We start from the raw sequence: 23,256 nt of genomic DNA on the forward strand, positions 1-23,256 counted from the left end.
GTTGCTAAGAAGCGCCGGACGGACTTATATTTCCGCGCCGGCGCCTTTGGAAAGCTAAATTCCGTCACGGAGGGTTTAAATTTTATGACTTATTGTGATTCCAAATTAAAGATTTTCACTTGTAACTCCAATCCTAAGCTAGCTAGTCAAATTGCTGATTACATCGGAATTCCGATGGGTGAATCGCATACTACAAGCTTTAGCGATGGGGAAATTCAGGTCAAGCTGTCAGAAAGCGTTCGGGGTTGTCATGTGTATATTGTTCAATCCACCTGCGGCCCAGTTAATGACAACCTAATGGAGCTTTTAGTTATGGTAGATGCACTCAAACGCGCCTCCGCAAAAAGCATCAATGTGGTTATCCCTTACTATGGTTACGCTCGCCAAGATCGTAAAGCTCGTTCCCGTGACCCTATTACGGCCAAGCTGGTAGCAAATTTGATTGAAAAAGCCGGCGCTCACCGTGTAATTACGATGGACCTCCATGCTATGCAGATTCAGGGATTCTTTGATATTCCAGTGGATCACTTGCTGGGAGTACCAATTCTGGCTCAATATTTCCGTTCCAAACAAATTGAGAACCCAGTTGTCGTATCACCAGATCACGGCGGTGTAGTACGTGCAAGAAAGCTTGCTGATTTCCTGAACGCTCCGCTTGCAATTATAGACAAGCGTCGTCCAGAGCCGAATGTCAGCGAAGTCATGAACATTATCGGTAATATTGAAGGCAAAACAGCCATTTTGATTGATGATATTATCGATACTGCCGGAACCATCGTACTTGGTGCTAATGCTTTGATGGAAGGCGGCGTGAAGGAAGTATACGCTTGCTGTACACACCCAGTATTGTCTGGTCCTGCTCATGAACGTCTGGAGAATTCTCCGATTAAAGAAATTATCGTGACGGATACCATTCCAATTCGCAGCGCGAACCCAACCTCTAAGCTCAAAGTGTTGTCCGTGGCTCCACTTATGGGTGAGGCAATTATCCGCGTCCATGAAGAGTTGTCGATTAGTAAATTGTTTGAGATTGAATAAATATAAATCAATGATATAGTACAAAAGGGTTACACCTCCGTAGTCGGAGATGTAACCCTTATCGGCGTGATGCAGGTGGAAGCGCTGGTTTCAATATCCGGCGCGGGAGACAAAGGTGAATATGCTGCGGTTATAGAGAGTCCCTTGCAGCTCCACAAATCCTTCGTCCACTGCTGTCAATACACCGATGTCAATGTGCACGTCGCCTCTGTATATTTCCACAGGCACAGCATATTGGATATGGTACTGGAAATCACGTTGATGTGTTAAGATTCCACCTGGTTGTAACATTGGTTATCACCTGTCTTCGGAGTATAATTTCGCTCTGGTTGCACAGAGATATGTAGATAAGATCTATTGTACCAAAAACGGACTTCTCTTGCTGGGAGCCCGAATGGAAAGGAAAGGTTCGATAATGAAATGGATTGTCGGATTGGGAAATCCGGGAACACAATATGCGAAAACAAGGCATAATGTTGGCTTTATGGCATTGGATGAGCTTGCGGCCCAAAACGGAATTTCTTTCAACCAAAGCAAATGTAAATCCGTAATCGGTGAAGGCGTGATTGGTGGAGTCAAAACGGTATTGATTAAACCGATGACCTTTATGAATTTATCCGGTGAGGCCGTTCGTGCTTATATGGATTATTACAAAGTTAAACTTGAAGATATGATCGTTGTTTACGATGATCTGGATACCGAAATTGGAAAAATCCGATTGCGCTATCAAGGAAGTGCTGGTGGACATAACGGAATTAAATCGATCATTCAGCATGTAGGTACACAAAGCTTTAATCGGGTACGAATGGGTATTTCTCGTCCTGAACCGGGTTTTGCCATAGTGGATTATGTTCTCTCGTCTTTTCCTAAAAAAGAAGGCGATCCACTGAAGCAAATGATCCTTAATACTTGTGATGCACTGGAGTTCAGCTTGCATAATTCATTCGAACAGACGATGGCTAAATTCAATGGTTGATCTGTAAACTCTGTTTGTGATTAAGGCTAAAGATGATGTTCGCCGGACATACTGAAGGTATATAGTACCTTCAGGAGGCATATAGATGGCAATAAACTATGTTTGTAGGCACTGCAAGACATCTCTAGGCAGCATTAATAGAAGTGATGTTACAGAAGTGCAGTTGGGCCTTCATTCCTTGACCCCTGCGGAGCGCAGAGATATAATAGCGTATAATTCAGAAGGTGAGATCACGGTAAAGGTGACTTGCGACTATTGCAAGGAGGCTTTAGAGCACAATCCGGAGCTTAGCCTGCTGACAAGTCCGCTTCAGTAGGTGGAAGCGCCTGTCTCTATCGTCATCCGCAAGCCTTGGCGTTACAGCTGAGGCTTCTTTTCGATTCCAATCATAATAGGTGACGGCGGCTTTGGCTTCCGTTAGCCTGTTTAGTAAGAGAGGTGCGCCTGTTGTTACAAGGTATTATAGAAGCTTTTTCCAAGGATCCCGATTTCCAGTCTATCACCCAAGGTGTCGCTGCAGGTATGAAAGAGCAGCTCATATCGGGGCTTACAGGTTCTGCTAGACAGATTATGCTTGCAGCACTGCATGAAGAGACGGCTCGTCCTTTGCTTGTGGTGACTCATAATATGTTTTCGGCTCAGAAAATGGCCGATGATTTACAGGAAGCGCTTTCGCCGGAACGAGTTCTGCTCTATCCAGCTAATGAACTTGTGGCTGCGGAAGCAGCTGTATCAAGCCCCGAGACTCTGGCTCAGCGTATTGATGTACTGACCAAATGTGCTCAGGGCTTCCGTGGTATTGTTGTAGTTCCTTACTCAGGAGTGCGCAGACTGCTTCCTGCTCCAGAGGTTATGGCAGAAGCGCAGGTTACGGTTTCCCAGGATGGAACGCTCGCTCTGGATGAATTCTTGATGTCCATGATCGAGATGGGTTATGAAAGAGTAGAGCGGGTTGAGAACCGTGGTGAGCTAAGCGTACGTGGCGGAATTATTGATTTTTATCCAATGACTTCTCCCTTGGCTTATCGGGTTGAGTTATTTGATGATGAGGTTGATTCCATAAGAACTTTTGATCCAGTGGACCAGCGTTCTATTGATAAGGTACGTAGTGTGAAGATTACACCGGCTAAAGAGATCATAGCGAGTAGGTTTCGCCAAGAAGCTGCTTCCGCTGAAGCATCAGTTAGGCTGGAGCGACAGCTCGAGAAGATGGCGGATCGGCAGGCTAAGCTGCGACTTAAGGAAGAAATAGGCCGTGAGCTGGAGATGTTGCGTGAAGGGACTTATTTCCCTGAAATCTATAAATATATCAGTCTTTTATATCCTGAACGTTCTCATTTATTTGATTACATGGTGGAGGATACGATCCTTATTCTCGATGAGCCGACAAGACTGCTTGAAACAGCGAAACAACTCGAACGAGATGAGTCGGAATGGAACCTGCATTTGATGCAAAATGGCAAAACATTGCCGGATCTGGATCTCTCTGTCGAAACAGATGTTGTGATGTACAAACGTCCGTTTCAAAGCCTGTTTATGTCGATCTTTTTGCGTCAGGTCCCGCATATTCAACCACAAAACATTCTTGGGTTTATTAGCCGTGGGATGCAGGATTTCCATGGTCAGATGAACGTGCTTAAATCAGAAATGGAGCGTTGGCAGAAGTCCGGTGTAAAGGTAATGATGCTTGCGAGCAGTGAAGAACGGATTGAACGTGTGCGCAGAGTCCTCTATGACTACGGTATTGATGAGCCAACGATCGTACAAGGAAATCTGGGTTCTGGCTTTGAACTGCCTTCTATTCATTTAGCCGTTATCACGGAAGGAGAGCTGTTCTCTCAGAAGCAGCGGAAGGCACGTAAGATCTCCAAGGGAATAGATAATGCTGAACGGATTAAGAGTTATACTGAGCTGAAAATCGGCGATTATGTCGTTCACCAGAACCACGGTATCGGTAAGTATATGGGGATCGGTACGCTGGAGGTCAGCGGGATTCATCGCGACTACATGCATATTTTATATGCGGGCGGCGATAAGCTCTCCGTGCCGATTGAGCAAATTGACCTGATTCAGAAATATGTCGGTTCAGAAGATAAAGAGCCGAAAGTATATAAACTAGGCGGTAATGAATGGACACGGGTGACTAATAAGGTCCGCTCTTCCGTTCAGGATATTGCTGATGATCTAATAAAATTGTATGCTGAACGCCAAAGTGCTGCAGGATATGGTTTTGAGAAGGATACGCAGGAGCAGCGTGAATTTGAAGAGATGTTCCCATATGAGGAGACTCGGGATCAGCTTAGAGCGATTGAAGAGATTAAGAAGGATATGGAGCAGAATCGTCCGATGGACCGGCTCCTTTGTGGAGACGTTGGCTATGGGAAGACGGAGGTAGCTATCCGAGCAGCTTTTAAATCAGCGATTGAAGGTAAACAGGTAGCTGTGCTGGTACCGACAACGATTTTGGCTCAGCAGCATTATGAGACCTTCCGGGAACGCTTCGCTAATTATCCGTTGAATATTCAAGTTCTTAGTCGTTTCCGCAGCCGTAAGGAGCAGAATGAGACGATTAAAGGCGTTCGGGCGGGAACGGTTGATGTGGTTATCGGTACCCACCGTTTATTGTCTCAGGATCTTGTATTCAAGGACCTCGGTTTATTGATTGTGGATGAAGAACAGCGGTTTGGTGTGACTCATAAAGAGAAGCTGAAAAAGTTAAAGACGAATGTAGATGTTCTTACCCTAACAGCAACTCCAATTCCTCGTACACTGCATATGTCGATGCTGGGAGTGCGTGATTTGTCTGTCATTGAGACGCCACCAGAGAACCGTTTCCCCGTGCAGACCTATGTGGTTGAGCATAGTCAGACACTTACGCGGGAAGCTGTAGAGCGCGAATTAGCTCGTGGCGGTCAAGTTTACTATCTCTATAATCGAGTGCAGGGCATTCAAGAAATGGCCGCTCAAATTTCCATGCTAGTTCCTGAGGCTAGGGTAGGCATCGGACATGGTCAAATGTCGGAAGCTGAGCTCGAGAAGACGATCCTTGATTTTCTTGATGGAGAATACGATGTGCTGGTCAGCACAAGTATTATTGAGACGGGTGTAGATATTCCTAACGTAAATACACTTATTGTGCATGATGCGGATAAGATGGGCTTGTCTCAGCTGTATCAGTTGCGTGGACGTGTAGGCCGGTCCAACCGGATTGCGTACGCCTATTTCACGTATCAACGGGACAAGGTTCTGACGGAAGTGGCAGAGAAGCGGCTGCAGTCTATTAAGGAATTTACGGAACTCGGTTCTGGTTTCAAAATAGCGATGCGAGATTTATCTATTCGCGGTGCCGGCAACTTACTTGGCGCAGAACAGCATGGTTTTATTGCGTCCGTAGGATTTGATCTATACTCACAAATGCTGGCGGAGGAAATTCGCAAGCGTAAGGTTACTGTACTTGGTGAGGAGGATACGTCCCTTAAAGAAGGCAATACTGTCATTGATTTGTCGATTGACGCGTATCTGCCATCCGAGTATATTTACGACAGTATCCAGAAAATTGAAATCTACAAAAAAGTTGCGGCAGTGACATCCTTCGATGATGCTTCTGAGCTTGAGGATGAGCTCTTGGATCGGTTCGGAGAACTGCCTGAAGCAGTTGTTAATCTACTAACTGTGGCTCGTCTGAAAGTGTATGGAAAAATGTACGGCATTGATTCCATGATCAGACGTGGTGATGATGTTACCCTGAATTTCTACGAGGGGAGTCTTGGCGCTCTGGATACAGCAAAACTCGCTAAAGTTGGAAATAGCTTCGAAAGACGTGTACAATTCGATAGAGATGCTAAAGCCAGTATCCGAGTTAAATCGAAAGATTTAAGTGATAAACAGCTGCTTGACTTGCTTGAACAGTTTCTTAAGGAAGCTAAACAGTCTTTTAAATCGAAGGGAGAACTACACAATGTCGTTAAATAAAAAAAAATCATGGAAAGTGCTGCTCGTTTCATTGGTAGCAGCGGTTTCCTTTTCTATGCTCGCAGCATGCGGTAGCAGTGCTGATGATAGCAAGGCAGTAGCGACTTATAAAGGTGGAACGATTACAGAGAAGGAATTTGCGATGGATCAAAAAATCATGAAATTCCTCTCCCCACAGCAAGCGCAATATTTAGAGATTGATGCTTTTAAGGAGTCTATTTTGAAACAGGAAGTGGGCTTCGAATACTTGGCTTCTCAAGCAACGGATGAAGCGAAGAAGCAGGCGAAGAAAGAGGCAGATAGCCAAATCGCAGATTTGAAGAAAGCTCTGGGCGACAACTATAAGAAAACGCTAAAAGACGCTGACGTTACTGAGGGCGACATCCATAGTTATATGGAGCGTGTGCTGACGGTTTATCAGGATATGCTGCTTAAAGTGACCGACGATCAGGTTGTTAAAGAATTTGAAGCTACAAAAGGTGACTTTACGGTAGCGACTTTGCGTCATGTGCTGATCGGTCTGACCGATGCTGACAACAAAGAGCGCACCAGCGAAGAAGCTCTGAAAATCGCGAAGGAAGTTAAGGCAAAGCTGGACGGCGGAGCTGATTTTGCAGCAATCGCTAAGGAATACTCTGACGATACAGCCTCTAAGGAAACGGGCGGAGAATACAAAGATAAAGCTGTAGGCACCTATGTAGATGAGTTTAAGAAGGCTGCCCAAACGTTGCCTTTGAATACCATTAGTGATCCTGTAGAGACTTCTTACGGTTACCACATTATTAAGGTGGAGTCCCGCACAGACAAAACCTTTGACCAGTTAACGGATGAACAAAAAGAAGGCATTAAGAGCTCCATTGTGTCCAAGAACCTAGAAGCGTTCATGGAGAAGGATTTGGAAGGCATTATTGAGAGCATCAATCTGCCGAAGAGCTCTGCTGCCGCAGATGAATCCGGAACAGAAGCCACTACAGCACCAAGTGCATCCCCAAGCGCTACAAAAGCCGCTGAATAAACATCGGCAAAAATGGACAAGCTTACCTTAGAAAAAGCCATCCTCACTTAATGTGAAGATGGCTTTTTATTTCGAGGAAACATCTGTAGAACGGCTTTATCTTGATACAGATATTAATACATGTCAGCTTATGTATAAGGATCTGGGAAGAGATGAATACTATGGTCAGATATTACGATAAATCACTGGGATTATCCTTTCCCATAATGGACAGTAGTAAGACCATACTTCTTAAGAAAGCGGGGCACATGTGAAATGAAAGCTACTGGAATTGTTCGGCGTATTGATGATCTCGGACGAGTGGTTATTCCCAAAGAAATTAGACGTACTCTACGGATTAGAGAAGGCGACCCATTGGAAATTTTCGTCGATCGGGACGGTGAAGTCATACTCAAGAAATATTCCCCGATTGGTGAGTTGGGTGACTTTGCAAAAGAGTACGCGGAGTCGTTATTCGAAGGTACTGGTCATATTACGATGATTGCTGATCGTGATACCTTTATTGCACTAGCTGGAGGCTCCAAGAAAGACTATTTGGAGAAACAAGTAGGAATCCTCTTGGAGAAGGTCATGGATAGTCGTAAGACGGTGCTGGAAACCAACGAAGGCAGTTATGAAATCGCTAAAGATCATCCGGATTTGGTGTCCTCATATGTAGCCTCACCGATCATTTCCGGTGGAGATCCTATTGGTTGTGTAGTGATGGTAAGCAAGGATGATTCGGCAAAAATGTCGTCAATGGAAGTGAAAATGGCCGAAACCGCCGCTGCATTCCTCGGCAAACAAATGGAGCAGTAATCGTAATATAGACCCCGCTTTCCTTTTGGTAAGATATACAAAGGGTAAACGGGGTTTTGTCGTTCATACAAAACCGTTTCTACTTGTGGGCATACATACGTTATAATATAGAAATTCATCCCATCAAAGTCGTAGAAGCAGGTATTTTATGAAATCTAACACACAAACATCACGATTGCTCCAAGGGGCATTTATTTTAAGTGCCGCAGCGATTATTTCAAAGCTTATAGGTACACTCCAAAAGATCCCGCTGCAAAATCTTGGCGGAGATGCGGTATTTGGTATATACAACACAGTTTATCCCTTGTACACGATGTTGTTAACGGTAGCGATGCTGGGTCTGCCAGCAGCCATATCCAAATTTGTCGCTGAGGCTTCTGCCGGAAGGCGGGATGACGAGGGGCGGCGGATTTTGCTGGTATCTGCCGTAATAACGGGTCTTAGCGGATTGGTTATCGGAGCAATTACCTACGCAGGTGCGCCGATTATAGCTGAGTGGGTCGGCAACTCGCATGTGATGCCCGCTTTACGAACAAGTGCTTGGGGACTGGCAGTTGTACCAATCATGTCAGCACTGCGCGGTTACTTTCAGGGACTTCATAATATGGTTCCAACGGCTGTGTCACAAATTGTAGAGCAGTCCGTACGTGTTACAGTGATGATTGTACTGCTGTTATATCTGACCTCACAGGGGGCAGGCGCTGAGAGTATCGCTGCTGGCGCATTGCTTGGCTCCGCTGGGGGAGGGGTAGCAGGGCTTGTGATTATGCTGTTGTATTTGCGACGTCATCGGCAGCGGTTAAGACAGGACACCTCTTTAGATGCTGCCGTCTCTGTCGAGAGTCAAAATTTAAAGCTGCCCAATATGGAAAGTAAAGGGCGTTCCAATCAACGGATAAAGGGCGTTAAAGCAAGTACATTGCTGGCTTATGGAATTCCTGTGATGCTTGGCGCACTGGCAATGCCTCTTATCGGCCTTGTAGATGTATTCACTGTACCTCGCTTGCTATCCTCTGTAGGGAGCGAAGTGGAGGCGATGACACAATTTGGTGTGTACAATCGCGGTTTGCCGTTAGTGCAGATTGTAACGATGATCGCCACTTCTTTGTCCGTTGTGTTCATTCCAGCCTTGGCAGAGGCGAAGTACAAAGGGGATACGAAGCTGATCGAGAGCCGTTGCAGCTTATCGCTGCGTTGGTTCTGGCTGTTAGGTCTAGCGGCCTCAGCAGGCCTAGCAGTGCTTGCTGAGCCGATTAATATGGCTCTTTACGGGGATACCGCCGGTAGCAGCACTATGACTTGGCTGGCCTTAACCGCTGTTGGCGGTACGGTCAGCATCATCTCGGCTGCGCTCCTGCAGGGCCTCGGCTACGTGCGCGCCCCGGCCCTGCACCTTTTGGCCGCCGCGCTGCTCAAGGCGGCCCTGAACCTGCTGCTGGTCCCGCAGCAGGGCATTACCGGCGCGGCCATCGCTGGCGTGGCCGCGCATTCGTTCGCAGCAGCGCTCAACGTGCTGCTGCTCTACCGCCAGGGCCATCTGCGGCTTCGCCTAGCAGATGCCCTGGCACGGCCCGCGCTGCTCACAGCGGGCCTGGCTCTTGCCGCCGCAGCCGCCAGCTGGGGCGTGGGCGCTGCGGCTACGGCCGCTGGCATTGGCGGCGGGCGCACCGCCAGCTTGGCGCAGAGCCTGCTCGGAGTGATCGCAGGCTGCGTTGTCTTTGCCGTAGGGGCAATAGCCCTGCGGCTCCTTAGCGAGAGCGAGCTGCGCCAGCTTCCGGGCTTCGGCCCGTCCCTGGCGGACAAGCTGAAGAAGCTGCGCTTATTCCCTTAATCTACATTTACATCACAATATAAAAATGCGGTCTGCTGAGACAGCCGCTGATGAGGAGGAACAGACATGAGTGCAACATTAACGGTCGTTGGTCTTGGTTCAGGTAACCCTGATCGACTGACGTTAGGGATTATAAAGAAATTGAAGGCAGCATCTGTTGTTTACGTGCGGACAAAAGAGCATCCAGTCATGGCTGCACTCTCCGAGCTTGAAATTGCTTCACAGTCTTTCGATGGATTGTATGAATCCTTATCTTCGTTTCCTGAGGTTTATGCAGCGATTACTTCAAAGCTGATTGAAGAGGCTCGGTCCGCACCTGAGGGTACAGATATTGTCTATGCGGTTCCGGGTCATCCTATGGTGGCGGAATCAGCGGTTTCACAGCTGCGTGAGCGGTGTCCTGAGGAAGGCATTGAACTGCAAATATTAGGCGGAGAGAGCTTCCTCGACGAGGCGTTTGTTCGACTGGGGTTTGACCCCATCGAAGGATTTCAACTATTAGATGCTTCTGGTATTCGCAGCGCTCAGCTTCAGCCTGAACTGCATACCCTGATTGGCCAGGTATACGATAGCTTTACAGCCTCGGAGACAAAGTTATGTCTGATGGAGCTGTATCCGCCTGAATATGAAGTGGTTGTGGGTCATGCACTCGGTGTGGAGAACGAAGAAAGTATTGTAAGAGTCCCTCTATACGAGCTGGATCGTCTTAACGGTTATGGAAATTTGTCGTTGGTCTATGTACCTGCGAATCGTGACGAGAATCTAAGAAATCGTACCTTTGCTCGTTTGCATGAAATTGTCGATATTCTTCGAAGCCCGGAGGGTTGTCCATGGGATCGGGAGCAGACACATGAATCCCTGCGCAAAAATTTAATCGAAGAAACCTATGAAGTCCTTGAAACCATTGATGAGGACGACCCCGATCATATGAAAGAGGAGCTGGGCGACCTTTTGCTGCAAATTATGCTTCACTCTCAAATGGAGGAGGAGCTGGGCACGTTTAACGTGTATGACGTCATTGAAGGGCTGAATGATAAGCTTATCTTCCGTCACCCTCACGTCTTTGGAGATACCAATGCGAATGATGCCGAAGAAGCGTTGAAGAACTGGGAGGGCATGAAGGCAGAAGAGAAGCGGCGTAAAGGTGTGAAGCCAGAGGAATTATCCGTTCTTAGTGGTGTTCCGCGTGACCTACCTGCCCTTATGAAGGCATACAAGCTTCAGAAAAAAGCATCCAAGGTGGGCTTTGACTGGGACAACGCTACGGATTGCATAGCCAAAATTCGTGAGGAGATCGATGAGCTGCAGGAGGCGATTGACACAGATGCGGCGACAGATGATCAAATTCTGGAACTTGGGGATTTGTTGTTTGCAGTTACGAATGTCGCTCGTTTTATCGGTGCAGATCCGGAAGAGGCATTAACCCGAACTAACCGCAAATTTGTGCGCCGGTTCCAATATATTGAGCAAAGCTTGCACCGCAAGGGAAAGAGTGTAAAGGATAGTAGTTTGGAAGAGATGGAAGAATTGTGGCAAGAAGCTAAGGCGGAGGAGCGAAAAGTCTAGCCTTTCACAGCCTCCTTACAGTATATGGACTCTAAAATGGGGCAATGCTGTGGATGTAGCTTTTATTTTCTGATTTAGAATGTGGCCAGTAGTTTAATAGTGCTATAGAATAGATTCTGCGACGATTTGTGAGAAATAACTACTTCTTTTTTAAAAAAACGACGAATCGTGGCAGGATTTTAAGGTGACATCAAGAATAACATAAAGACGAAATGCGATTCGCCCCATCCTATGGTGGTGATTCTCGTTTCATTTATTTTTTCGTATCCTAGGAGGAACTTTAAATTATGAACAAGACAGATTTGGTAAACAACATTTCCGAGAAAAACGGATTGGCAAAAAAAGATGTAGAAGCAGTATTGAACGGGTTCTTGGGTGAGATTACAGAAGCTTTGGCAAAAGGTGATAAAGTCCAACTGATCGGTTTCGGAACTTTTGAAACTCGCAAACGTGCAGGACGCACTGGTCGCAACCCGCAAACGGGCACAACGATTGAAATTCCAGAATCGACTGTACCGGCTTTCAAAGCTGGTAACAAGCTTAAAGAAGCCGTTAACTAATGCGTCTTGACAAATTCCTGAAAGTGTCTCGTTTAATTAAGCGCCGTACAGTGGCCAAGGATGTGTCCGAACAAGGCCGGGTACTGATTAACGGGCGGGAATCTAAACCTAGTAGTGCAGTTAAGATCGGTGACGAGATTACTGTACAATTTGGGCAAAAGCTTGTAACGGTCAAAGTAGAAAAGCTGGTCGAAACGACTCGCAAGGACGAGGCCGCTGGGATGTATACTCTAGTTCGGGAAGAGCCTGTTGCCAAGAGCAGCGGACTGGACTGGTAAGAGTAATAGTAAATAAAGAAGAAGGCATAACTTTACATTCTGTAGAGTGGTGCCTTCTTTTTTTCTTTTTGTTTCTCTTATTTTTTTAGAGGGACGGGATGTTCTATAACTTCTACTTCTGCCATAGATTAGAGGTAAGAAGGAGGGGTACATGCTATGATCGAGCCAGGAAAGGTAAACAAACAGCATGATCTGCACATGCGCAGTCGTAAGCAGTTAGAGTTGACGGGCGTGCAAAATGTGGAGAGCTTCGACAGTGAGGAATTTTTGCTTCGTACAGAACTCGGCCATCTCACCATTCGCGGGAATCATTTACATATCAAAAATTTAAGTCTGGAGAACGGAATGTTGTCATTAGAGGGCAATGTACATTCCCTGATTTATCTCGATCCCGGATCGCAGGGCAAAAACAAAGGTCTACTCGGTAAGCTATTTAAATGAATCCTGCAGTTCAGTGGGTGACGCTGTTCTACATGATCATGGCTGGGTTGGCAATGGGACTGGCCTATGACAGCTACCGGGTGCTGTCGCTGAAGTTCAATTTTCCCAAATGGCTGAATGCTATGCTAGATCTACTATATTGGCTATGGGCCGCTTTGCTAGTATTTCGTATGCTATATGCCGGAAATCAAGGCCAACTGCGATTTTATGTCTTTTTAGGTTTGTTTCTAGGAGTATGGATCTATTTTTTAATCTTCAGTGTTACGGTACGGCGTTTTGTGTTAATGTTAATTCAATCGGTTCAGTATATGTTCAGGTTGCTATGGAGACTTGTGGAGATCCTGATAGGTACACCTCTTCGCTGGCTTTGGCGTTTTATTTTAGGACTGCTAAAGCTAACAGGTCGTATTCTATGGTTTATTCTTAAGCTTCTGCTGCGTCTGACCAAACCAATTTGGGTATTACCTGTAAGGTGGATCTCTCCACGGTTATCGCGGCTGACACATAGCGCCTGGATTGTGAAGATCACTGGATGGATTACCAAATGGCGGAAACGCTGACCTTGAATTAGGGGGTACGTTGCATGAACAGATTTACTGCGGAAGAGAAAAGTAATCATAGTAAAAATTCGGCCGCAGGCGCGAAGAGAAGAAGATTCATGTGGATTGTCTTTGTGGCACTATTTTTTGGCTGGGCGGGTTATACTTACTTCGATCAGAGTGCAGTCATTGCGGACAAGGGCAAGGAACTTGCGAAGAAACAGGAAACTAGTAAGGATGTCATGGCATCTTTAACTCAATTAAAATATGAATTATCCAGACTTAATGATGACGAGTATATTGGCCAATTAGCACGTAAATGGTACAATATCTATCCTCAAGGGGAAACTCCTATTCGAACAGAGCAATCCGAGCAATAATAGAGGTTAAAAGAGGCTTTTACTCTGTTGCCTTGATTTGCTCTTTACTGTATAATCAAATCACCGCAGACAGGATGACCTTAATATTCGTCTGTATATTTTTAAGGGAGGATCATTTTATTCTATGGCAATTGAAGTGGGCACCAAGTTAGAAGGCAAAGTGACAGGCATCACGCATTTCGGAGCATTTGTGGATCTGTCAGGAGGTGTCACAGGTCTCGTTCACATCTCGGAAATCGCCGATAATTATGTCAAGGATGTTAACGATCATCTGAAGATTAGTGATGTAGTAACAGTCAAGGTGATCAACGTCGATAAGGACGGCAAGATCGGACTTTCCATTAAGCAGGCTGTTGACAAGCCGGCATCGGAAGTACGTCCGCCTAGAGCTCCAAGACCAGAACGTCCTAGCGGCGGAGACCGTTTCGGCGGTGGCGGCGGCAGTGGTGGAGGCGGCGGTGGATTCAATCGTGAACGGGGTGGGCGTCCATTTAAGCCTGCAGCCGGTAAACCTTCATTCGAGGATAAAATGTCGCGATTCCTGAAAGACAGCGAAGAACGTATATCTTCGATCAAGAAGAACACAGAAGGAAAGCGTGGAGGCCGTGGAGCCAAACGCGTATAATCCAATAACCTGTACATCATAAATAACCGCAGGGGCATTTCGCCCTTGCGGTTTTTTTGTCATGTCATATAAAATTGCCGACAGCATCCATGCCATTCTCACATAACTCTAGGGCAATCGCTGACGAATGACCGCCGCGTCAGCGCGTGAAACTGCGTTGGAAATAATCTTGAAACTAATCAACCTACCGCCCCGCATGGGATAGAACAGCTTTTTTAAAGATCGCGGTCGAAGGCTTTTTTGTCGGAAATTTCTTGTGTGTGTCCCTCCATTTCTGACAAACTTTCTCAAATCCCCGGCTATATAATGAGTACCATAAATTCTTAAACGGGTGGTGTAGGGGAATGAGTAAAAGCAACGTGGTAAATTTGCCAGAGTGGACAAGAGTGGGAAGTGAAGATAAGAAGCAAAGACAAGCCTTACGCACGCGTATTGCAGCTTGGGGTCAGAAGCAGCGGTACATTCAGCTTATAGCAGCGAAGAAATGGATGCTTTTGCTTAGTTTCATGGGATTTCTGCTGGGTAGAGCCATGATTTTGGACGAACTATCTCCTTTTGCCGCCGCATACTTTGCCGTCATTGTGTTTATGCGTCGCGACTCTATTCTACCTGTAGCTGCAGCCATTATAGCTGGAAGTCTCTTTACCCCATTCCCTGGAGCTTTGATTGTTACTGCTGAACTGATTATTTTCTTTCTAGTTTATAAAGGGCTGGAAAGTTATGAGCGAATAGACTTGTCCTATGCACCACTGATGGTGTTCGTGTCTTCGTTTATGGTTGGCTTGTTCCAGATCGTTATTGGCCCTTCTCTTTCTTGGTATCCGCTTATGATGACAACACTAGATGCTCTATTAGGCTTTGTGCTTACATTGGTGTTCATTCAAGCGCTACCTCTACTAACCTATAAGCAAAAGAGTAGAGCGCTCAGGAATGAGGAGATTCTATGCCTTATTATCTTGCTCGCCTCAGTAATGACAGGCCTAGTGGGTTGGACCCTTAACGGTTTGTCTTTGGAGCATATATTGTCACGTTATTTAATTCTTCTCTTCGCCATGGCAGGAGGGGCTCCTCTTGGTGCTGCTGTCGGGGTGGTGACCGGGTTGATTCTCAGTCTGGCGGATATCAGTGCAATCTATCAGATGAGCCTGCTTGCTTTTTCCGGAATGCTGGCGGGAATGATGCAGGGCGGCCGAAAAGGTGCAGTATCTATTGGGATGTTGCTAGGATCCACGATCCTTTCCGTCTATTTTACGGGTCCGGGTGATATGATGGCCTCAACATGGGAGACCTGTGTAGCGGTGGTGCTATTTCTTATAACGCCTAAGGCGATGATATCTGCTATTGCTAAATATGTTCCGGGCACATCAGACCATAGCCGATCTCAACATGAGTATGCACGAAGGGTAAGGGATCTAACGGCAGAACGGGTGACGCAATTCTCACAGGTATTCCAGCAGCTGTCGAGCAGCTTTGGGCAGATTCCACGCGCAGGAGAAGTAGGGAAATCAGACCGTGAGATGGAGGATTTCATGAATACGGTAACAGAGGGGGCCTGTGCGGGATGCATTCGGCGTTCCCACTGCTGGGATGCGAAATTCTATCAGACATATAGATACATGACAGATATGATGACCACTGTGGAGGAATGCCCTGATATTACGGCAGCTCAGTTACCACCGGAATGGAGCCGGATTTGCGGTAAAACTGGCGAAGTGCTTGAAGTCATGAAAGGGCAATATGATCTTTACCAACATGATATGCGATGGAAAAGACAAATATACGATAGTCGTCAATTTGTTGCCGAGCAGTTATCCGGCGTGTCGCAGGTTATGGAGGACTTAGCGCGAGAAATTAAACGTGAAGGACAGGCCATGTATCGCCAGGAAGCTCAAATCCGTGAGACATTGGAGAAATTGGGCTTGTCTATCCATGGCATTGAGATCTTAAGTCTGGACCCTGGACGTGTAGAAATTGAGGTGGTTCATGCCTATACTCGTGGATTTGATGAGTGCCGTAAAATGATCGCCCCGCTCTTATCTGACATTTTGGATGAGAATATTGCTGTCATGAGTGAGACGGCAGTCCATCCTAGGGAAGGCTTGTCGATGGTTACCTTCGGTTCAGCTAAAGCTTTTGAGGTAAACACAGGGGTGGCTGTCGTTTCTAAAAGTGGAGATATGCTGTCGGGTGACAGCTTTAGCACCGTAGAGCTTGGAAATGGTACCTTTGCGGTATCCATTAGCGATGGGATGGGAAATGGTGAGCGGGCGAGAATGGAGAGCAGTGCTGCACTTGGCATGTTAGAGAAGCTACTGCAATCGGGTATGGACGAGAAGTTGGCTGTAAAGTCGGTAAACTCTATTCTCTTATTACGTTCTCCCGACGAGTTCTATGCTACCGTCGATATGGCTTTAATCGATCAGTACTCTGCACAGACCACCTTTATGAAGATTGCTTCCGCACCGAGCTTTATCCGGAGGGGCAGTGAGGTCATTCCAATAACCTCTAGTAATCTGCCTATAGGAATCATTAAAGATATCGACGTGGATTTGATCAGCATGCAGCTTCGGGCGGGTGATATTTTGATTATGATGACGGATGGTATTTATGATGCGCCTGGATATGCCGTTAATAAGGAGATATGGATGAAACGGTTGATCCAAGAGCTTGAAGGGGATGATCCTCAAGATTTGGCGGATAGCCTGTTAGATAAGGTGATTCGTTATCAGGGCAATGAGATCCATGATGACATGACGATTGTCGTCAGTCGTGTTGATCATTTTCATCCGGAATGGTCCAGCCTGCATATGCCTGGTGTCGGCCGAATGGAGCGTCCGCGTACGGTGAGCTAGATGGTTGGGCACGCGCGAAGTGTCGTAATGCCTGTATGTTTAAGCACGCGCGAAGCGTCGTGTTGCTTGTATGTTTTAGTACGCGCGAAGCGTCGTGTACACTGTTGTTGGTATAGGTCGAGGCGAGTCTGTGATGTGTAACTCGCCGACGTCTACTATTTACGTTTCAAAGGTTGACTGACTTTGGCGCGTAATTTTTTCAGATCTTAACTGTTTACTAGTGAAGGTATGGAACGGAGAGAAATTTTGGAGCTGTAGAAGCGGAGCGTTCGCCTTTGTCCTCGGATTCCAACCGCAACAGGCGGTTCTAATCAGGGAATCTGAGGACAACAGCGATCGAAAGCCCAAACATTTCTCGCAGTTCCCCTATTCACTATCCCACAGTTCAGATCACAAATGTCCCCAACAATAGCGACCGTTTGAAATCTCTCATTTCTGGATATGCTAGAAACAGAGGTTTCAAACAAGGGGGAGTGGAGAGTTATGAAGCAGATTTTGCTCATTACTGACGGTTGTTCAAACGTAGGGGAAAGTCCGGTGATGGCAGCGGCGCATGCCTTGCAGGAGGGAATCACCGTAAATGTGGTCGGTGTAGTTGATTATGGTACGATCGGCGAACTCGGAAGCCGGGAAATAGCCGACATTGCCAAGGCCGGGGGAGGCCTTAGCCGAATAGTCGGAACGCCACAACTGGCGCAGACAATTCAGATGATGACACGGAAAACTGTGGTTCAGACGATCCAGCAGGCGGTTAATAAGGAAGTAAAAAAGATACTAGGTGAAGGGTCGCTGGAGCAGCTACCACCTGTTCAACGCTCGCAGGTTGTTACAGTTGTAGATGAACTAACAGAAACATCGCCACTGCGCATTGCGCTCCTTATCGATGCCAGTGCTAGTATGAAGCCTAAACTGGGTGCTGTGGAAGATGCGATTCGGGATTTGGCGCTCAGTCTGGAAGCTAGAGAAGGAAAGAGTGAGATCGCTGTGTTTCATTTTCCTGGAAATAACAGCAGCGAGGATGCCAGACTTGATTTAGATTGGACCAAGGATATGTCAGGTATTCGTACGCTATTCTCCAAATTACACATGAGAGGCGCAACACCGACGGGTCCAGCTATTTTCAAGGTGCTTGAACATTATCGTTATGATACACTGGATGAACATCGTGGACGGCGAATGGATGACCACGACGAAAGAGAAGGGATGATTGGTGGGTATGTCGTCTAATCCGTCCTATCCTACTGGCACCTTAATTACCGGCAAATGGCGGGGAAACCGTTATGTCGTGGAACGGATGCTGGGAAGGGGCGCGAACGGAACCGTATATCTTGTGCAAAGAGAAGGCAGACGGGAATGGTACGCGCTAAAAATCGGATACGATACACTTGAGCTGCAATCGGAGATCAATGTACTGACGTCGCTGCAATCGCGTCGAAAGCGCAATGAACACCGTGCTCGCCGTGAATCTCCATTATCTTCTTATTTCTTGGAATCGGATGATTTTGCGAATGGAAACAACGTACCTTTTTATGTCATGCGGTATGTTGAAGGCAAGCCTTTGCATCATTTTTTATCGAAGAATGGACCGGAATGGTTAGGTTTGGTAGGGCTTGGGTTGCTCGATAAGCTGCGCACATTACATGAATGCGGTTTTGTGTTTGGAGATTTGAAGCCGGAGAATGTAATGGTGTCCAATTACGGTGAAGTGGAGCTGATCGATTTTGGAGGCGCAAGCCCTAAAGGTCGTAGTGTGAAGCAATTTACGGAGTGGCATGACCGTGGCTTTTGGAATGCAGGTAGCCGCACGAGTGATGAGGGGTATGATTTATTCGCTTTTGCTGTGCTGTGCCTCCGTCTTTTAAATGAAGAGGGGCTCAAGAAAGCCGCGCTACAGTTGCCGCAGACAAGAAGTGTAGATGAACTGTTTAAGTTGGCCAGAAATCTACCCGACAAGAAACTATCCTCTTGGATTTGTTTGGCGTTAAAAGGAGGTTTCTCCGGTTCTGCAGATGCTACAGAGGTCTGGCGCAACCATATTTACAATTCGCGTAGAAAGCGACCTGATAGTATGGACACACCTCGCTGGCTTAAAAATGCTTTTGCATTATCCTTGTTCGTGCTTGCCTTTACGATTTATTGGGTATTTCGGTTTTGAACTTATACATATAGTTGAGAAAAGGGGGGCCGCATATGGAGCAAATGAATGGACTGATGGAGTCAGTATTGGAGTCAGCAGCCGAGCATGAGCTGTGGGCACCCCATGACACCATTGTAGTCGCAGTTTCCGGCGGCCCGGATTCTGTGGCTCTTTTGCATGTTTTGCATGAAATATCTTTAAACGTTATGCCACTTACCTTAATATGTGCTCATGTGAATCACGGATTTAGACCGGAGTCGAAGGAAGAGGCAGAGCTCGTACGTGGTATGGCTGAAGAACTGGGATTGCCCTTTGAGTTTGCGGAATTCGATATTCCCTCCTTGGCTAAAGAGAGTGGACTTGGTCCTGAGGGAACTGCACGTGAGAAGCGGTATGAATTTCTGATTGATACGGCACACCGATATGGGGCGCGTTCTGTTGCTCTGGCTCATCATGCGGATGATCAGGCAGAAACTGTCATTATGCGTTTATTACGCGGAAGTGGATTATCGGGACTGTCGGGTATCAAGTGGAAAAGAACAGAAAAAAAGGTGGAACTCATTCGCCCATTCCTACGTATTAACAAAACAGCACTTTTGGGTTTATGCCAAAATGAAGGTTTCACTTATGCTGAGGATGCCACCAATCTGCTAACGAAATACAAGCGGAATGCCATTCGTTTGGAAGTTCTTCCTTTTCTGGAAAAGTATAATGGAAGAGTGCGGCAGTCCCTCGTACAGCTTGCGGAAATTGCAGGGGCTGAGGATGAATATATGGAGGCATCTGCGGTAAAATGCTTTGAGGAGCTCGTTTCGGAAGGGGAAGGGAAATATACCTTTAACAGAGCTTCATTTGCGGCCATACCCTCCGCTTTACAACGGCGTTTGATTAAACTAATATTAAATTATCTGTCGGCGGATCTATCTGCCCTTGATTTCTCCAAGATTGAATCTGTACGTCGGGGAACGCTGCAGAGCTATCCCACCACCTGGAGTTTAGATTTAGGTGGAGGCCTGACTTGTGTGCGGCAATATGATATCATCTTGTTCTCGTCCAAGCCCGCGCAGCAACAGGCAAGCTATACATATCGTCTGTTTTTACCGGACTCCGAGCTTAAACTGGAGGAAATAGGTAAGGTGATGTCAATGGCGGTGCTGGAGAGAGAAAACTTTTTTGTACAGGGGGAGGATTATGGGAAGATGTCGGCTTGGTTTGACCGTGATGAACTGGTCTTTCCACTAACGATACGTTCCCGATTGCCTGGAGATACCATAAGAGTCATGGGATTAAACGGAAGCAAAAAGGTAAAAGATATTTATATTGATGATAAAATACCTGCTGCTAAACGTTCTATGATCCCCCTCGTTTGTGATGGTTTGGGCAATATCGTCTGGATTCCGGGCGTAAGACGCTCGATGCATGCCGCAGTAGGGCGGCACACGACCTCGGTACTTCTGTTGTCTCTAGCAGAGCTGGATGACCCTGAAGAAACGTAATGGTCGAAGTAAGTCTTTCATAGTATAACTTAGGAGGTTTCGCAAGTTGCAAAATGATATTCAAGAAGTCTTGATCACCGAAGAGGAACTTCAGCAGAAAATTAAGGAGCTCGGTCGAACACTGAGCGAAGAATACGCAGGCCGTACCCCTTTAGTCATTTGTGTACTAAAAGGCGCGTTTATATTTATGGCAGATTTGGTTAAAGCCATTACAGTACCTGTTGAGATGGATTTCATGGCAGTGTCCAGCTATGGAGCATCCACCAAGTCATCTGGTGTTGTCAAAATTATTAAGGATTTGGATGTATCGGTAGAAGGCCGCGATATCTTGATCGTTGAAGATATTATTGACAGTGGCCTTACGCTCAGCTATTTAATTGAGCTGCTCCGCAACCGCAATGCTGCTTCTATCTCGGTGGTTACCTTATTTGATAAGCCATCAGGTCGTACGGTTAATCTTGAAGCCAGCTATACAGGCTTCGTATTGCCAGACGAATTTGTAGTAGGCTACGGATTGGATTATGCCGAGCGGTATCGGAACCTCCCATATGTTGGAGTACTGAAGCCTGAGATTTATTCCAATTAAACTATTGATTGCCTTGATCATACGGATCGGGCACCCTTGGCTTCCTATATTTGAGGTGTCCCAAGAGGCTATGGTACAATAACTTGAGTGTTGCGAGAGGAGGTAGGGGATGAATCGGTTCATCCGGAATTCTGGTTTTTATTTGATTTTATTTTTAGTCGTGGTGGGTATTGTCCAGTTTGTGAGCAATGGAAATGAAGCCGCCGATTTCCCTAGATACGACGAGTTACGGCAGGAGATCAAGAACAACAATGTGAAGGATTTGACAGTTCAGTTTGAGGGTAATGCCTTTTTAGTTACAGGCGAATATAGAGAGCTGCCTGCCGATACTAAATCGAAAAGCTTCTCCACATATATTCCTCCAACAGATGCTGCTATTAATGAACTGATTCAGGCCAGTGATGTAAATGGCATTGAATTAACTCAGAAGAAAATGGAAGGTACCAGCATTTGGCTGACATTCCTTTCTTCCATTATCCCGCTGGTCATTATGTTCATCTTGTTCTTCTTCCTGTTTAACCAGGCGCAAGGTGGCGGCGGTAAAGTTATGAATTTCGGCAAGAGCAAGGCTCGGTTATATAATGAAGAGAAGAAGAAAATCAGCTTTGAGGATGTTGCAGGGGCTGACGAAGAGAAGCAAGAGCTTGTTGAAGTTGTTGAGTTCTTGAAAGATCCGCGTAAATTTGCAGCTGTCGGTGCACGTATCCCTAAAGGCGTACTGCTTGTAGGTCCTCCGGGAACAGGTAAAACATTGCTTGCACGTGCAGTAGCAGGTGAAGCCGGCGTTCCTTTCTTCAGTATTTCCGGTTCTGATTTTGTGGAAATGTTCGTGGGTGTCGGTGCTTCTCGGGTACGTGATTTGTTCGAGAACGCCAAGAAAAACGCACCATGTATTATCTTCATTGATGAAATTGATGCTGTGGGTCGTCAACGTGGCGCCGGACTCGGCGGAGGACATGACGAACGCGAACAGACACTTAACCAATTGCTGGTTGAGATGGATGGATTCGGTGGTAACGAAGGCATTATTATTGTTGCGGCAACTAACCGCGCTGATATACTTGATCCTGCATTACTTCGTCCAGGACGTTTTGACCGTCAAATTACGGTTGACCGCCCTGACGTAAAAGGTCGTGAAGCTGTACTTAAGGTTCACGCTCGTAACAAGCCGCTTACGAAAGATGTAAGACTGGATGTTGTCGCTAAACGTACAACTGGATTCACGGGTGCAGATCTAGAGAATCTGCTAAATGAGGCAGCGCTGCTAGCTGCACGTCGTAACCGCAAGGATATCTCCATGATTGAAGTGGATGAAGCCATTGACCGTGTTATCGTAGGTACTGAGAAACGTAGTCGTGTTATCAGCGACCGTGAGAAACGCATTGTAGCTTACCATGAAGCAGGCCATACTATCGCTGGTTATTTCCTTGAGCATGCTGATATGGTGCATAAAGTTACAATTATCCCACGCGGACGTGCAGGCGGATATGTGATTATGCTTCCGAAGGAAGATCGGATGATCGTTACCAAGCAGGAGCTTTTGGATAAGGTTACTGGATTACTTGGTGGACGTGTTGCCGAAGAATTGTTTATTGGTGAGATCGGTACGGGCGCATACAGTGACTTCCAACAGGCTACGCGTATCGTGCGTGCCATGATCATGGAATACGGTATGAGCGATAAGCTTGGACCTATGCAGTTCGGCTCTTCTCAAGGCCAAGTATTCTTAGGTCGTGATATTGGGCATGAACAGAATTATAGTGATTCCATTGCTTATGAGATTGATCAAGAAATGCAGAACTTTATTACTTCGAGCTACGAACGTTGTAAAGAGCTGTTGCTCAAACACTCTAAAGAAATGCATCTGATTGCCAACACGTTACTTGAGAAGGAAACACTTGAGCTTGATCAGATTAAAGAGCTGATTGAACAAGGATTCCTTTCTGAAGATGGTAAGGCTGAAGGTGGCGAAGGCGTTGCACTTGAAGTTGGTGAACCAGTCATTGATAATATCGGTGATGTGCGTGTTCGCATTCAAGGCAAGTCTGAAGATACGGAGTCCACGCCTCCGAACCTGTCTAAGGAAATCCCGAACAAACCTGAGTCTGAGGGAAATGACGGATCTGATGATGACAATAAAGGCGGCGGAACTAGCCTTACCTAAGC

Annotated in this window: 21 protein-coding genes; 20 read left to right on the plus strand and 1 reads right to left on the minus strand. The window is 46.5% G+C overall.

The genetic code is table 11. The annotated features are described in order from the left end of the window. The first annotated feature begins 84 nt into the window (after positions 1-84). The gene (locus tag NSU15_RS00240) at positions 85-1,038 is read left to right on the plus strand and encodes a ribose-phosphate diphosphokinase (protein WP_036678796.1); all 954 of its coding nucleotides are present in this window, start codon (positions 85-87) and stop codon (positions 1,036-1,038) included. Between the two features lie 90 nt (positions 1,039-1,128). Here NSU15_RS00240 and NSU15_RS00245 read toward each other — a convergent pair whose 3' ends face one another. Beyond that, positions 1,129-1,329: a hypothetical protein gene (locus NSU15_RS00245; RefSeq protein ID WP_076121190.1), complete on the minus strand. Its 201-nt coding sequence runs from the start codon at positions 1,327-1,329 to the stop codon at positions 1,129-1,131. A gap of 124 nt (positions 1,330-1,453) precedes the next feature. Between NSU15_RS00245 and pth the strand changes: the two genes are divergently transcribed. The 19 genes from pth to ftsH all read left to right on the plus strand — a co-directional run bounded on the left by pth (position 1,454) and on the right by ftsH (position 23,254). After that, entirely contained in the window at positions 1,454-2,014 is a 561-nt protein-coding gene (pth, locus tag NSU15_RS00250; protein WP_060621480.1) for an aminoacyl-tRNA hydrolase, read from the plus strand. A gap of 85 nt (positions 2,015-2,099) precedes the next feature. Continuing rightward, positions 2,100-2,330 carry an anti-sigma-F factor Fin family protein gene (locus NSU15_RS00255; protein ID WP_076121189.1) on the plus strand — a complete coding sequence of 77 codons (231 nt, stop codon included), beginning with the start codon at positions 2,100-2,102 and terminating at the stop codon, positions 2,328-2,330. A 131-nt stretch (positions 2,331-2,461) separates the two neighbouring features. Next, entirely contained in the window at positions 2,462-5,986 is a 3,525-nt protein-coding gene (mfd, locus tag NSU15_RS00260) for a transcription-repair coupling factor (protein WP_339288717.1), read from the plus strand. Then, positions 5,973-7,001, plus strand: coding sequence for a peptidylprolyl isomerase (locus NSU15_RS00265; protein ID WP_042123130.1), 1,029 nt, complete (start codon positions 5,973-5,975; stop codon positions 6,999-7,001). Before mfd ends, NSU15_RS00265 begins: the two co-directional genes overlap by 14 nt. Before the next feature lie 255 nt (positions 7,002-7,256). Next, entirely contained in the window at positions 7,257-7,799 is a 543-nt protein-coding gene (spoVT, locus tag NSU15_RS00270; protein ID WP_042123132.1) for a stage V sporulation protein T, read from the plus strand. A 148-nt stretch (positions 7,800-7,947) separates the two neighbouring features. Next, positions 7,948-9,630 carry a polysaccharide biosynthesis protein gene (locus tag NSU15_RS00275; RefSeq protein WP_339288718.1) on the plus strand — a complete coding sequence of 561 codons (1,683 nt, stop codon included), beginning with the start codon at positions 7,948-7,950 and terminating at the stop codon, positions 9,628-9,630. Between the two features lie 66 nt (positions 9,631-9,696). Next, positions 9,697-11,196 (plus strand): nucleoside triphosphate pyrophosphohydrolase, encoded by a 1,500-nt coding sequence (mazG, locus tag NSU15_RS00280; protein WP_042123136.1) that lies wholly within the window; start codon positions 9,697-9,699, stop codon positions 11,194-11,196. 287 nt (positions 11,197-11,483) lie between these two features. Further along, positions 11,484-11,756, plus strand: coding sequence for an HU family DNA-binding protein (locus tag NSU15_RS00285; RefSeq protein WP_036678778.1), 273 nt, complete (start codon positions 11,484-11,486; stop codon positions 11,754-11,756). Continuing rightward, positions 11,756-12,034 carry an RNA-binding S4 domain-containing protein gene (locus tag NSU15_RS00290; RefSeq protein ID WP_042183857.1) on the plus strand — a complete coding sequence of 93 codons (279 nt, stop codon included), beginning with the start codon at positions 11,756-11,758 and terminating at the stop codon, positions 12,032-12,034. Before NSU15_RS00285 ends, NSU15_RS00290 begins: the two co-directional genes overlap by 1 nt. Before the next feature lie 156 nt (positions 12,035-12,190). Then, positions 12,191-12,475, plus strand: a complete 285-nt coding sequence (gene yabP, locus NSU15_RS00295; protein WP_042123140.1) for a sporulation protein YabP — start codon at positions 12,191-12,193, stop codon at positions 12,473-12,475. After that, the gene (yabQ, locus tag NSU15_RS00300; RefSeq protein WP_042123142.1) at positions 12,472-13,035 is read left to right on the plus strand and encodes a spore cortex biosynthesis protein YabQ; all 564 of its coding nucleotides are present in this window, start codon (positions 12,472-12,474) and stop codon (positions 13,033-13,035) included. The genes yabP and yabQ overlap by 4 nt, the downstream gene beginning before the upstream one ends. A gap of 23 nt (positions 13,036-13,058) precedes the next feature. Beyond that, entirely contained in the window at positions 13,059-13,394 is a 336-nt protein-coding gene (locus NSU15_RS00305) for a septum formation initiator family protein (protein ID WP_042123145.1), read from the plus strand. Positions 13,395-13,518: 124 nt separating this feature from the next. Further along, complete coding sequence (locus NSU15_RS00310; protein ID WP_036678766.1) at positions 13,519-14,019, plus strand: S1 domain-containing RNA-binding protein; 501 nt, start codon at positions 13,519-13,521, stop codon at positions 14,017-14,019. 344 nt (positions 14,020-14,363) lie between these two features. Next, positions 14,364-16,871 (plus strand): stage II sporulation protein E, encoded by a 2,508-nt coding sequence (gene spoIIE / locus NSU15_RS00315; protein WP_339288719.1) that lies wholly within the window; start codon positions 14,364-14,366, stop codon positions 16,869-16,871. A gap of 483 nt (positions 16,872-17,354) precedes the next feature. Beyond that, a complete protein-coding gene (locus tag NSU15_RS00320) occupies positions 17,355-18,098 on the plus strand; it encodes a vWA domain-containing protein (RefSeq protein ID WP_042123149.1) in 744 nt (247 codons plus the stop codon). Beyond that, on the plus strand, positions 18,088-19,026 hold the full coding sequence (locus NSU15_RS00325; protein ID WP_042131739.1) for a serine/threonine protein kinase: 939 nt from the start codon (positions 18,088-18,090) through the stop codon (positions 19,024-19,026). Before NSU15_RS00320 ends, NSU15_RS00325 begins: the two co-directional genes overlap by 11 nt. Before the next feature lie 35 nt (positions 19,027-19,061). Continuing rightward, positions 19,062-20,504 (plus strand): tRNA lysidine(34) synthetase TilS, encoded by a 1,443-nt coding sequence (gene tilS, locus NSU15_RS00330; protein ID WP_042123151.1) that lies wholly within the window; start codon positions 19,062-19,064, stop codon positions 20,502-20,504. A gap of 46 nt (positions 20,505-20,550) precedes the next feature. Continuing rightward, positions 20,551-21,090 (plus strand): hypoxanthine phosphoribosyltransferase, encoded by a 540-nt coding sequence (hpt, locus tag NSU15_RS00335; RefSeq protein ID WP_042123153.1) that lies wholly within the window; start codon positions 20,551-20,553, stop codon positions 21,088-21,090. Positions 21,091-21,199: 109 nt separating this feature from the next. Beyond that, on the plus strand, positions 21,200-23,254 hold the full coding sequence (gene ftsH / locus NSU15_RS00340) for an ATP-dependent zinc metalloprotease FtsH (protein ID WP_042123154.1): 2,055 nt from the start codon (positions 21,200-21,202) through the stop codon (positions 23,252-23,254). Positions 23,255-23,256 lie beyond the last annotated feature (2 nt).

It is taken from the genome of Paenibacillus sp. FSL E2-0201 (assembly GCF_037963325.1).
Classification (GTDB): Bacteria; Bacillota; Bacilli; order Paenibacillales; family Paenibacillaceae; genus Paenibacillus_AQ.